The following is an 11294-nucleotide window of genomic DNA, read 5'->3' as shown; positions in this document are numbered from 1 at the left end:
TAGAAACGACAAAAGGCAGACCTTCGGGTCTGCCTTTTTTATCTGCGGTATCCGCAGCGTGTGGGGCAGTGGGGCTGTTACTTTTTGCGGATCACATAGGCCTGCGGCGTTTCGTCCATCGCGGCGCTTTCAAGGCTGTGGCCGGCCTCGGCACAGAAATGCGGGATGTCGATGATCGCGGCGGGATCATCCGCATGCACGGTCAGAAGATCGCCAGAGGCCAATGATTGCAGGCGTTTACGGGCTTTGAGCACGGGCAGGGGGCACAAAAGCCCCGTTGCGTCGAGAAAGTTTTTATCTGTCATGGTCCTCAGATAAGCCACATGTTTCAACGCGTCCACAACCTTGTGACGCGGATCACGCGCAACAGCAGGTGACGCGCCGAACAAAGCAGATTAAGGCTGATGTCATGTTTGGATTTGACCTGATCGACGCGGGACTACTGCCCGCCATACTCATCGCGCTGACCGCCGGGATCATCAGCTTCCTGAGCCCCTGCGTCCTGCCCATCGTCCCCCCGTACCTCGCCTATATGAGCGGGGTAACCCTGAACGATATGTCATCGGTCGCCGCCGCGCGCCGCAAGGCTGTCATCGCGGCACTGTTCTTTGTTATGGGGCTGAGCACGGTCTTCCTGATTCTGGGGTTCACGGCGTCGGTCTTCGGGGCGTTCTTCCTGCAAAATCAGGTGCTCTTCGCGCGGCTGTCGGGCATCGTGGTAATCATCTTTGGTCTGCATTTCCTGGGCGTCTTCCGCATTCCCTTTCTCGATCAAGAGGCGCGTCTGGATGCGGGCGACAAGGGCGGCACGTCCTTTGGGGCCTATATCCTTGGGCTGGCCTTCGCCTTTGGCTGGACACCCTGCATCGGGCCGCAGCTTGGCGCGATCCTGTCGCTCGCGGCGTCCGAAGCATCGGTCACGCGCGGCACGCTTTTGCTGGGGGTCTATGCGGCGGGCTTGGGTATTCCATTCTTGCTGGCGGCGATGTTCATTACCCGCGCCACCCACGTCATGAACCGGATCAAGCCCTATATGAAGCTGATCGAACGCGGCATGGGGATCTTGCTGGTGGTCGTCGGTCTGGCGCTGCTGACGGGGGCGTTTACGACCTTCTCTTTCTGGTTGCTGGAAACATTTCCTGCATTGGGATCCTTGGGTTAGGCGCCTTACTCTTGCCGGAAAACCTGTTTAAGCTGCGGCGAAATACAGGGTGAACGATGGCCGAGAACATAGAGCAGACAGTCAGGACGCGACGGGTTTTCTATATCCCGGGCTATGACCCCATTCATCCGCGCCGTTACCGCGAGCTTTACCGCAAGGAAGGCAGCGCACAGGCGCGGATCTCGGACTATCAGATCGCGCTGTCGCCCAAGAAGGGCGGCGGGAACTACGGCTGGAACGTCGCCGCGCATATCGATGGCGTTGATGTAGAGGCTCAGGTCGACGTGCTCGTCTGGTCAGACATCGTGCGCATCTCCATGAGCAATTCGATCCTCGCGACCTATGGGCAGTTGGTGCAGACGGCTTGGGTCTATATCGCGTCGGGTGCGCTGTGGCGGTTGATGAAGCTGCGCAAGGGGCCGGTGATTGCGGCGCTTTATCCGGTGGGGATGTTGTTGCTGCAATTGTTGATCGCTGCCCTCGCGGGCAAGCTGCTCTACGCGGGGCTGACCTTCTTTGGCGGGCCTGCGTGGTTCAAGGGGATCGCCGCCGCCGCTGCTGTGGGGCTGGGCTGGCAGGTGCTTCGCTGGTTCAAGAAACACGACGGCAAGCTTTATGCCTATTACCTGATGCATGATTACGCCTTCGGGGCCGCGACGCGAGGGGCGAACCCGCCCGCGCTTGAAACGCGCATGACCGAATTCGGGGATGCCATCGCGCAGGCGCTGAAGTCTGATGTGGATGAGGTGCTGGTCGTGGGCCATTCCTCGGGCGCGCATCTGGGGGTGTCGATCCTTGCCGATCTGATCCGGGCAGGCCGTGTCCCTGCTGACGGGCCTGCGCTGGCCTTTATGACCTTGGGGCAGGTGGTGCCGATGGTGTCCTTCCTGCGCGATGCCCACCGTCTGCGGGCCGATTTGCGCTTTCTGTCCCAATGCGATGATCTGACATGGGTCGATGTGACGGCCCCCGGCGACGGCTGCGCCTTTGCGCTTTGCGATCCGGTGGCGGTGTCGGGCGTTGCCCCCGAGGATAAACGCTGGCCGCTGGTGTTTTCCGCGGCCTTTACCCAATCGCTGACCCCAGCCCGCTGGAAAGAGCTGCGCTGGCGGTTCTTCCGGCTGCATTTCCAATACCTTTGCGCCTTTGATGCGCCTAAGGATTATGACTATTTCCAGATCACCGCCGGCCCGCACAGTTTGGCCGAACGCTATGCCGGACGGCCTGCATCCCGGTCGCGCATTGTCAAACCGGTGAATAAATTCACCTCTACCGCCCCATGACGCTCCCCCCCAAACCCGAGAGCCGCCCCGTGAAAGTGTCGCTTTGGCGCTATGCGCGGCTCTTTCGCCAAGACATCCTGTCGGCGCAGCCCGCACGGCTGTATCGGGCCTGGATGGCAGAGTTCAAGACGCCGTTCTTCCGCAGTTATCTGATCAACCAGCCCGATCTGATCCAGTCCGTGCTCAAGACGCGCCCCGACGATTATCCCAAGTCCAACCGGATCGGCGAAGGGTTGCGGCCGCTGCTTGGAAATTCTGTTTTTCTGACCAACGGTGATACTTGGAAACGACAACGGCGCATCATCGACCCAGCGTTTGAAGGCGGGCGATTGCGCGAGACATTCCCCGCCATTTGGGACGCGGCAGAGGCGGCGGCGGCGCGGCTGGTCCCTCATGATGGCGCGCCGCTAGAAGTCGAGGCGCAGACCAGCCACGCGGCGGCGGATGTGATCTTTCGCACGTTGTTTTCTCTACCCATCGAACACCACATGGCGCGCGAGGTCTTTGACGAATTCAAAACCTATCAGCGCAGCCAGCCGATCCTGAACATCGCGGCATTTGTGCCGCTGCCCCGTTGGCTGCCACGGCTGTTCCGCCGCGACACCAAACGCAGCGCTGCAAAGATCCGTCAGTTGATCACCGCGCTGACAGCGCAGCGCATGGAGGCGATCAAGGCAGGCACCGCCCCCGACGATCTGGCGACCAAGATCATGACCACGCCCGACCCCGAAGACGGCTCTACCTTTACCACCGATGAAATGGTCGATCAGGTCGCGATCTTCTTTCTTGCAGGCCACGAGACGAGCGCCTCGGCGCTGGCCTGGGCGATGTATCTGGTGGCGACCCATCCCGACTGGCAGGACCGTCTGGCCGAAGAGGCGCAGGCGATCGACCAATGCGATTTTGCGGTCATGGGCAAGCTCAAACAAAGCCGCGATGTCTTCCGCGAGGCACTTCGGCTTTATCCCCCCGTGCCGATGATGGTGCGCGAAGCGAGCTGCCCCGCGACGTTCCGCGACCGGACCGTGGCGCGTGGGGCACAGGTGGTGATCAGCCCGTGGCATCTGCATCGTCACGAACGCCTGTGGGACAATCCCGACGGGTTTGATCCGGCGCGATGGCACAGCGAGAATGGCAAGAAATGCCAGCGCGACGCCTATCTGCCGTTCAGCGCCGGTGCGCGGGTCTGCCCGGGGGCAGGCTTTGCCATGGTCGAAGGCCCGTTGATCCTGTCGCGTATCCTGCGCGATTACCGCATAGAGGTTGTCGGCGAAAAGCCACCTGTTCCCGTGGCACATCTGACAGTTCGTTCAAAAGACGGCATTTTGCTGCGCTTTGTCCGGCGCTAACGATATATCATCGCGGGAATAGATGCGTTAAACGAACATTCGACGGAATCAATAAGGGCCAGGATCATCATGACCACGACAGACGCACAGCGCACACAAATGGAAACAGGGCAGGGATTTGTGGCCGCATTGGACCAGTCGGGCGGATCGACCCCCAAGGCGCTGAGCCTTTATGGCGTTGAACCCTCCGATTACTCTGGCGATGCCGAGATGTTTCAAGCCATGCACGACATGCGCGCGCGGATCATTCTGGCCGATGATTTCACCTCTGACAAAGTTCTGGGCGCGATCCTGTTCGAACGCACGATGGACAACACGATTAACGGCAAACCGGTGGCCCAACTGCTGTGGGAAGACCGCGGCGTCGTGCCTTTCCTAAAGATCGACAAAGGTCTGGAAGACGAAGCAAACGGCGTACAGCTGCTCAAACCCATGCCCGAGCTGGACGATCTGCTGAAGCGTGCGAAAGCCGCCGGTATCTTTGGCACCAAGGAACGGTCAGTCATCCAATCCGCCAACGCCGAAGGGATCGCGTCGGTCGTGGCGCAGCAATTCGCCGTCGCCAAAACCGTCTGCGCCGCCGGTCTGGTCCCGATCATCGAGCCAGAGGTGAACATCCATTCCGAGAGCAAGGCGGAAGCCGAAGACATCCTGAAATCCGAGCTCGAGAAGCACCTGGCCACGCTGTCGGCGGAGGAACTGGTGATGCTCAAGGTGACGCTGCCAGAACGCGCGGGGCTTTATGACAGCCTTGCGGATCACCCCAATGTGCTGCGGGTCGTGGCGCTGTCGGGCGGGTATTCGACCGAAGACGCCTGCGCGCGTTTGACGCAAAACCCCAAGATGATCGCCAGCTTCTCGCGCGCGCTGACCGAAGGGTTGAACGTCAAGATGTCGGATGCCGAGTTCAACACGGCACTGGGGCAGAACATCACAAAGATCTACGACGCCTCTGTCGCCTAAATTGGAATTTTCCTAAATTTCGCGGGGCTTTTTCTTGGGAAGATAACCCCTAAACAATAATGCGGATCGGTTCCTGATTGCAAAAGATCACGAGCTGGCCCGCATTTTCCACAGCGTGATAACCGCGGCGTAGCAGTTCTTGCTCGAATGCGTGGCGGCCCACATATCTTTCGACATCCCTGACATTCCGCCGCACGACACAACCGCTGCGGGCAGCCTTCGAACTGAATAGTGCGAGCATCCAGCCCTCGGGCGACAATGGAGAAAACTGTTGTTTGACCATGGGGGAAACTTACCCCCGCGAAGGTAAACGTTCCTTTAATGCACGCAGCACATAGACGCGGATCGCAGAGGCCAGCCCCGCTTCAACGCCGCGTTCTGCATCGATCTGCGCCACCAGCGCATTGATCGGCATGTCCATCTCTTGTGCTAGGTCGCGCAATTCCTGCCAGAATTCATCCTCCAGCGAGATCGACGTACGGTGACCCCGAAGGGTCACCGAATGTTTCACCGGTCGGGCGCTCATGTGTCGCGCTTATGGGCTTCCAGATTGCGCGAGATTTGCGCCAGACGGGCTTTCAAAACCTCTTTCTGGTCCTTGCTCTGGCCGAACTGTACCGCGTTTTCATCGGCACGGGCCTTGCGCGAGGCGCGGTTGCGCTCTTTCTTGACCTTGTTGAGGTTGATGGGGGCGCTCATTCTTTGGGTCCGATCATTTGCTCCGGCCGCACCACGCGGTCGAATGTTTCGGCATCGACAAAGCCCAAGGCGATTGCTTCTTCCTTGAGCGTCGTACCGTTCTTGTGGGCCGTCTTCGCGACTTTGGTCGCGTTGTCATAGCCAATCGTGGGGGCCAGCGCTGTGACCAGCATCAGGCTTTCTTTCATCAGCTTGTCGATACGTTCAACATTGGCCTGTGTGCCGACAACCATATTGTCTGTGAAGGCCGAGGCACTGTCGCCCAAAAGCTGCATGGATTGCAGGACGTTATAGCTCATCATCGGGTTGTAGACGTTAAGCTCGAAATGCCCTTGCGAGCCGGCAAAGCCGACGGCGGCGTCATTACCCATGACATGCGCGCAGACCATTGTCAGCGCTTCGGCCTGCGTCGGGTTCACCTTGCCAGGCATGATCGACGACCCGGGCTCGTTCTCGGGCAGGATCAACTCGCCCAGACCCGAACGCGGGCCGGACCCCAGCAAGCGCATGTCATTGGCGATCTTGAACAGCGATCCCGCCACGGTTTTCAGCGCACCCGAGAACATGACCATCGCGTCATGGGCGGCCAGCGATTCAAACTTGTTGGGCGCGGTAACAAAGGGCAGGCCGGTGATCTCGGCCATATGCGCGGCCACGGCTTCGGCCCAGCCTTTCTTGGTGTTCAGACCGGTGCCAACGGCAGTACCGCCTTGGGCCAGTTCATAGATGTCGGGCAGGCAGGCGTTGACCCGTTCGATCCCCTTTTTCACCTGATGCGCATAGCCCGAGAATTCCTGACCCAAGGTCAGCGGTGTCGCATCCTGGGTATGGGTCCGGCCGATCTTGATGATGTCCTTGAACTCTTCGGACTTCGCAACCAAGGCGTCGTGCAGTTTTTGCAGGCCGGGCAGCAGCACGTCACGGGCCTGCATGCCGATCGCGACATGCATCGCGGTGGGGAAGGTATCGTTGGACGACTGTCCCATGTTGCAGTGGTCATTGGGGTGGACCGGATCTTTCGACCCCATCTCGCCGCCCAGCATCTCGATCGCGCGGTTCGAGATCACCTCGTTCGCGTTCATGTTCGACTGGGTACCGGAACCGGTCTGCCAGACGACCAGCGGGAAGTTGTCGTCGAACTTGCCCTCGATCACCTCGGTCGCGGCGGCGGTGATTGCATCGGCCAGCTTCTGGTCCAGATTGCCCTGGTTCAGGTTTTCCATCGCACAGGCTTTTTTCACCACACCCAGGGCACGGATGATCGGCACCGGCTGTTTTTCCCACCCGATGGGGAAGTTGATGATCGACCGCTGGGTCTGCGCGCCCCAGTATTTGTCGGACGGCACTTCCAATGGGCCAAAGCTGTCGGTTTCTGTACGGGTATCGGCCATGAAAAGGCTCCTGATCTTGGGCTTATGTCTGATCAGGGTTTACCCCGCGGGCCGCAGCGGTGCAATGAGCCGATGGCGCTAACCTTGGCGACAAGGCGCGCTGACCGGTCGATTACTTGCGGAAGCTGTCCAGCGATACGATTTCGGCGGCTTTGGGGGCTTCTTCCTCGACCTCAAGCTCGCTTTCGTCTTGTTGGGGCAGGTCTTCGTCCTCGTCCTGCTGGCCGGGTTCTTGCTGTTCGAACTTCAGGCCGAATTCCACCGACGGATCCACAAAAGTGCGTATCGCGTCATAGGGGATATACATCGGTTCCGGCGCATCGCCAAAGTTCAACGTGACCGAGAATCCTTCCTCGGTGACCTCAAGCTTGTCGTACCAATGCTGCATGACAACGGTCATTTCGCCGGGGTAGCGGTCGGACAGCCAATCGGCCAGTTCCGCATCCGGATGAGAGGTGTCGAACGTGATAAAAAAGTGATGGTTGCCGGGCAGGCCATTGGCTGCAACGTCAAGTAATACCTGACGAATTAACCCGCGCATGGCATCGTGCATCAGATTGCCATACTCAATGCTTCGGCTCATTACTTCTCTCCGGCCTTGGTTGATGGCGATAGCATACGGCATTTCACACCAGTGAAAAGGGGGCGCAAAAATTTATAGCAGCAGGCTCCAGAAAAGTGCCAATGCCGCGCTTATCGTCATCGTCAGGACAAAGCCGCGCCGCAGCCCCAGCATCAACACCCCCGCCACACCCGTTAACACAGCGGCGACAGGATCAAAGCTGCTCCAATCAGGAAGAGGCACAGCCAGATGCGTCATAGGCAGCACGCGTTCAAACATCACATGCAGCGCGAACCAGACCGACAGATTGGCGATCACACCGACGACGGCGGCGGTAATCGCGCGCAAGGCCCCCGCCAGCCGTGGCTGCGCCGAGATCGCCTCCAGATACGGGCCGGCAAGGAATATCCATAGAAAACAGGGTGTAAACGTCACCCAGAGCGCCAGCATCCCGGCCGAGACCGCGCCCCATGGGCCCGATTGGGCAAAACCGGCCAGCAGGGCAACAAACTCCGTCACCAGAATGAGAGGGCCGGGCGTCGTCTCGGCCAGCCCCAGGGCGTCGATCATCTGCTCGGTGGTGATCCACCCGTGATCCTGCACCACGGTCTGCGCCATATAGGCCAGCACCGCATAGGCGCCGCCAAAGGTCACCACCGCGAGCTTCGAGAAGAAGAGCCCGATCTTGAGCAGGAATTCATTCCCCACACCCCAGACAAACAGCAGCGGCGACGCCCATAGCGCGACCCAAAGTCCGATGACGCCGACGGGCCGGGCAGGGCGGTGATGTAGCCCCTCAATCTCGACCACGCTGCCGTGCCCGGTGGCACCAAAAGCGCCCCAAAGGCCAGCGCCTAGAATGATCAGCGGGAAGGGCAGACCAAAGACGAACAGAGCCACAAAGGCCAGCGCAGCCAGCACCCATCCCGCGCGCCCGTGCAAAGCCTTCCGCCCCAGATTGCGCAAGGCTTGAAAGACCACGACAATGACCGCCGCCTTTATCCCTATGAACGCGGCTTGAACCAAAGGAAGCTGGCCGAAATAGGCATAACCAAAGGCCAGCCCCAGGATGACCGCAGCCCCGGGGAGCACAAACAAAAGCCCCGCCAACAGCCCGCCAAGGGTGCCGCGCAGCCGCCATCCGGCATAGGTCGCCAGCTGCATCGCCTCTGGCCCGGGCAACAACATGCACAAGGACAGTGCGCGCAAAAACCCGTCTTCCGAAAGCCAGCGATGACGCTCGACCAGCTCTTTGTGCATCAAGGCGATCTGTGCCGCTGGCCCCCCAAAGGACAGCACCCCGATCCGCCCGAACACGCGCGCCAGCAGGCCCCATTCCGGTACATTCATATCTCGCATATGCCTCTCACGATGCCCCGCGCCAGAGGTCGCAGTACCGGACCCCAAGGTCAAGCGCGCCCGCATCTTCCAAATGGCAAAAATCCTCGTCGAAGGCAGCGCTCGATCAGCAGATAGAACAGCGTGAAAGATGCACGCGGCTGTCGAAAGGGCGGAGATATCGGGGGAGGTAAAGTGCAGGTTTCTGTTGCCAGGTACCTGCGAACCCCGCCTTAGGTCGCTAAACGTAAGGACTTAAGTTTCAATAGTTCCGGTCGCTTACGCGGCCATCGCCATTGGAGCACGATTGTCATTTGCAATTGTACATTTTACGCCGATAACGGTGGCAGTCAGCCGAGATAAAGCTACATCTTTAGACGTTCGTCGATCCTATTTCGACCCCATGATCCGCAAATGACGGATGTTTGGTGGAGTCGCCGGGTACCGCCCCCGGGTCCGAACCGCTTATTACATGCGCGTTTATACCCATAGTCCCGAAGGACATCCCAAATATAAGGGGCGTGATTTGCTTTGCAAGGGGAAAGCTTCGAAATCGACAGGTGGCCCGCGGCTATCGGGCCGCGTCAATCTGTTTGCTGCGGCGGGCAAAGACGGTGCGGGCGAGGGCCTGGGTCTCTTCCTCAAGCAGGATCAGTCCCTGGGCGGCGGCCGTGGAGTCGCGGGCGGCGATGGCGGTGGCGATGTCACGATGGCGCGCGACAATGGCGTCGCGGGACCAAGCGGTGAAGGTGATCATGTTCATCAACGGCTGCATCGCTTCGACCGCACCGGCGAGTTGATAGGACAGCACCGGATTGCACGCCCCATCGACCAGCGCGCGGTGAAACGCGACATCAGCCGCGCAAAATCCCGCGTCCGACAGATCGGGGGCAGATTGCGCGGCAAGCGCGTTTTGCATCGCGTCCAGATGATGATCCTGCCTGCGTGCTGCCGACAGGGGGGCGCAGGCGCGCTCTAGCGCGAAGCGGGCCTCGCAGGCGGTCTCAAAGCTCACGTCGTTCATCGACAAAAGCAGGGTAGAGGTGGTGATCTGCTGCGCTTGGGCGGCTTCAAAGCTGATGCGATTGACGAAAGCGCCGCCGGTTGCCCCCCGTTGCGTACGGATCAACGATTGTGCCGCCAACCGCTTGAGCGCCTCGCGGACCGTCGCGCGCGATACGTTGAACTGCGCCGACAGCTCCGCCTCGGAGGGGAGGCGTTCGTCCACGATCAGCACACCCTTGATGATAGCATCACGGATGTTCGCGGCAATATGGCTGGACAGATCAGAGGCGGTTTCTGGCGTGGAGTTCATATGTCTTACATTTATGGTTTGGAAAAACTTTAATTGTCTGACATTAATTTTGCAAGATGTGAGTCGGCGGGCACCCCCACTGGCGCGCAGCTTGAACCCATGGAACCGAGGGGCCAGCCCCTCGGGCTCCCCGGAGTTTATTGGCAAAATGAAGCGGGCCCTGAACAGCGGTCCGAGACAGGAGAAATGATGTTTGATGCGTTGATGGTGAATAAGGATGAGGACACCGGCAAGACCCATGCCGAGGTCACCCAGATCGACCTTGACCGTTTGCCCGAGGGGGATGTGACCGTTGCTGTCGAATATTCGACCGTGAACTACAAAGACGGGCTGTGCATCGGACCGGGCGGCGGCTTGGTGCGTAAGTATCCCCATATTCCCGGTATCGATTTCGCAGGCACCGTGGAGGCATCGGACGATGATCGCTACAAACCCGGCGATAAGGTCGTGCTGACGGGCTGGCGTGTGGGCGAGGCCCATTGGGGCGGCTATGCGCAAAAGGCGCGTGTGAAGGCAGACTGGCTGGTGCCGCTGCCCGAGGGGCTGGATACCCGCCAAGCCATGGCCGTGGGCACGGCGGGCTTTACCGCGATGCTGTCTGTCATGGCGCTGGAAGATCACGGGCTGGTGCCGGGCAACGGGCCGGTGCTGGTGACGGGTGCCGCCGGTGGCGTGGGGTCGGTCGCGGTCGCCATTCTTGCCGCATTGGGCCACGAGGTCGCCGGTGTGACGGGCCGCCCGGATACGGCGGAGTATCTGAAATCGCTGGGTGCTACGCAGATCGTCGCGCGGGAAGAGTTGAACGAAACCGTTAAACGTCCGCTGGAATCCGAAACCTGGGCCGGTTGCATTGACGCTGTGGGTGGCGAGATGCTGGCGCGGGTCTTGGGGCAGATGAAATATGGCGGTTCGGTCGCGGCTGTCGGTCTTGCGGGCGGGGCAGGGTTGCCGGCTACGGTGATCCCATTCCTGCTGCGCGGTGTGAACCTGCTGGGGATCGATTCCGTCATGCAACCCTATGACAACCGTCTGCGCGCATGGCAGCGGATCGGGAAAGACCTGCCACTGTCCAAGCTTGAGGATATGGTCGTGCCTGCGACGCTGAGCGATTTGCCCAAGCTGGGGGCAGATATCCTGAACGGTCAGGTGCGGGGCCGTGTTGTGGTTGATGTGAACGGCTAAACCACCGGCACTACGGTTAAGATTTGTCTGGCGGCGGCCCCTTGGGGTCG

The 11294-nt window shown here is 60.1% G+C and carries 13 protein-coding genes and 1 other RNA gene; 5 read left to right on the top strand and 9 right to left on the bottom strand.

Translation table 11 applies throughout. The features are described 5' to 3' along the window. Positions 1 to 77 precede the first annotated feature (77 nt). Positions 78 to 305: a sulfurtransferase TusA family protein gene (locus GLP43_RS10760; RefSeq protein ID WP_037945031.1), complete on the bottom strand. Its 228-nt coding sequence runs from the start codon at positions 303 to 305 to the stop codon at positions 78 to 80. A gap of 104 nt (positions 306 to 409) precedes the next feature. Between GLP43_RS10760 and GLP43_RS10755 the strand changes: the two genes are divergently transcribed. The 4 genes from GLP43_RS10755 (at position 410) to GLP43_RS10740 (ending at position 4757) form a co-directional block, all read left to right on the top strand. Beyond that, on the top strand, positions 410 to 1162 hold the full coding sequence (locus GLP43_RS10755; protein WP_037945030.1) for a cytochrome c biogenesis CcdA family protein: 753 nt from the start codon (positions 410 to 412) through the stop codon (positions 1160 to 1162). 56 nt (positions 1163 to 1218) lie between these two features. Beyond that, positions 1219 to 2445 (top strand): hypothetical protein, encoded by a 1227-nt coding sequence (locus GLP43_RS10750; RefSeq protein ID WP_237279299.1) that lies wholly within the window; start codon positions 1219 to 1221, stop codon positions 2443 to 2445. After that, entirely contained in the window at positions 2442 to 3794 is a 1353-nt protein-coding gene (locus tag GLP43_RS10745) for a cytochrome P450 (protein ID WP_237279298.1), read from the top strand. The genes GLP43_RS10750 and GLP43_RS10745 overlap by 4 nt, the downstream gene beginning before the upstream one ends. A 69-nt stretch (positions 3795 to 3863) precedes the next feature. Continuing rightward, positions 3864 to 4757 carry a fructose bisphosphate aldolase gene (locus tag GLP43_RS10740; RefSeq protein WP_237279297.1) on the top strand — a complete coding sequence of 298 codons (894 nt, stop codon included), beginning with the start codon at positions 3864 to 3866 and terminating at the stop codon, positions 4755 to 4757. Positions 4758 to 4806: 49 nt separating this feature from the next. On the opposite strand, the gene GLP43_RS10735 is transcribed toward GLP43_RS10740, so the two are convergent. The 8 genes from GLP43_RS10735 to GLP43_RS10700 form a co-directional block, all read right to left on the bottom strand. Then, entirely contained in the window at positions 4807 to 5040 is a 234-nt protein-coding gene (locus GLP43_RS10735; RefSeq protein WP_005853679.1) for a hypothetical protein, read from the bottom strand. Positions 5041 to 5049: 9 nt separating this feature from the next. Further along, the gene (locus GLP43_RS10730; RefSeq protein WP_064216470.1) at positions 5050 to 5283 is read right to left on the bottom strand and encodes a ribbon-helix-helix domain-containing protein; all 234 of its coding nucleotides are present in this window, start codon (positions 5281 to 5283) and stop codon (positions 5050 to 5052) included. After that, positions 5280 to 5456, bottom strand: coding sequence for a DUF4169 family protein (locus tag GLP43_RS10725; RefSeq protein ID WP_005853675.1), 177 nt, complete (start codon positions 5454 to 5456; stop codon positions 5280 to 5282). Before GLP43_RS10725 ends, GLP43_RS10730 begins: the two co-directional genes overlap by 4 nt. Beyond that, a complete protein-coding gene (gene fumC, locus GLP43_RS10720; protein ID WP_005853673.1) occupies positions 5453 to 6847 on the bottom strand; it encodes a class II fumarate hydratase in 1395 nt (464 codons plus the stop codon). Before fumC ends, GLP43_RS10725 begins: the two co-directional genes overlap by 4 nt. Positions 6848 to 6959: 112 nt before the next feature. Then, a complete protein-coding gene (locus GLP43_RS10715) occupies positions 6960 to 7430 on the bottom strand; it encodes an SspB family protein (protein WP_005853671.1) in 471 nt (156 codons plus the stop codon). Between the two features lie 72 nt (positions 7431 to 7502). Beyond that, on the bottom strand, positions 7503 to 8759 hold the full coding sequence (gene chrA / locus GLP43_RS10710) for a chromate efflux transporter (RefSeq protein WP_237279957.1): 1257 nt from the start codon (positions 8757 to 8759) through the stop codon (positions 7503 to 7505). Between the two features lie 182 nt (positions 8760 to 8941). Continuing rightward, positions 8942 to 9288, bottom strand: a transfer-messenger RNA (tmRNA) gene (gene ssrA, locus GLP43_RS10705). Positions 9289 to 9318: 30 nt separating this feature from the next. Continuing rightward, complete coding sequence (locus GLP43_RS10700; RefSeq protein ID WP_237279296.1) at positions 9319 to 10062, bottom strand: FadR/GntR family transcriptional regulator; 744 nt, start codon at positions 10060 to 10062, stop codon at positions 9319 to 9321. 189 nt (positions 10063 to 10251) lie between these two features. Between GLP43_RS10700 and acuI the strand changes: the two genes are divergently transcribed. Beyond that, positions 10252 to 11244 carry an acrylyl-CoA reductase (NADPH) gene (gene acuI, locus GLP43_RS10695; RefSeq protein WP_237279295.1) on the top strand — a complete coding sequence of 331 codons (993 nt, stop codon included), beginning with the start codon at positions 10252 to 10254 and terminating at the stop codon, positions 11242 to 11244. Positions 11245 to 11294 lie beyond the last annotated feature (50 nt).

It is taken from the genome of Sulfitobacter sp. M39 (assembly GCF_021735935.1).
GTDB lineage: Bacteria > Pseudomonadota > Alphaproteobacteria > Rhodobacterales > Rhodobacteraceae > Sulfitobacter.
This window is presented reverse-complemented; position numbering and strand designations above follow the sequence as displayed.

Coding starts and splice junctions, on each gene's coding strand:
- GLP43_RS10760 (WP_037945031.1), bottom strand. CDS start 305: ATGACAGATAAAAACTTTCTCGACGCAACGGGGCTTTTGTGCCCCCTG.
- GLP43_RS10755 (WP_037945030.1), top strand. CDS start 410: ATGTTTGGATTTGACCTGATCGACGCGGGACTACTGCCCGCCATACTC.
- GLP43_RS10750 (WP_237279299.1), top strand. CDS start 1,219: ATGGCCGAGAACATAGAGCAGACAGTCAGGACGCGACGGGTTTTCTAT.
- GLP43_RS10745 (WP_237279298.1), top strand. CDS start 2,442: ATGACGCTCCCCCCCAAACCCGAGAGCCGCCCCGTGAAAGTGTCGCTT.
- GLP43_RS10740 (WP_237279297.1), top strand. CDS start 3,864: ATGACCACGACAGACGCACAGCGCACACAAATGGAAACAGGGCAGGGA.
- GLP43_RS10735 (WP_005853679.1), bottom strand. CDS start 5,040: ATGGTCAAACAACAGTTTTCTCCATTGTCGCCCGAGGGCTGGATGCTC.
- GLP43_RS10730 (WP_064216470.1), bottom strand. CDS start 5,283: ATGAGCGCCCGACCGGTGAAACATTCGGTGACCCTTCGGGGTCACCGT.
- GLP43_RS10725 (WP_005853675.1), bottom strand. CDS start 5,456: ATGAGCGCCCCCATCAACCTCAACAAGGTCAAGAAAGAGCGCAACCGC.
- fumC (WP_005853673.1), bottom strand. CDS start 6,847: ATGGCCGATACCCGTACAGAAACCGACAGCTTTGGCCCATTGGAAGTG.
- GLP43_RS10715 (WP_005853671.1), bottom strand. CDS start 7,430: ATGAGCCGAAGCATTGAGTATGGCAATCTGATGCACGATGCCATGCGC.
- chrA (WP_237279957.1), bottom strand. CDS start 8,759: ATGAATGTACCGGAATGGGGCCTGCTGGCGCGCGTGTTCGGGCGGATC.
- GLP43_RS10700 (WP_237279296.1), bottom strand. CDS start 10,062: ATGAACTCCACGCCAGAAACCGCCTCTGATCTGTCCAGCCATATTGCC.
- acuI (WP_237279295.1), top strand. CDS start 10,252: ATGTTTGATGCGTTGATGGTGAATAAGGATGAGGACACCGGCAAGACC.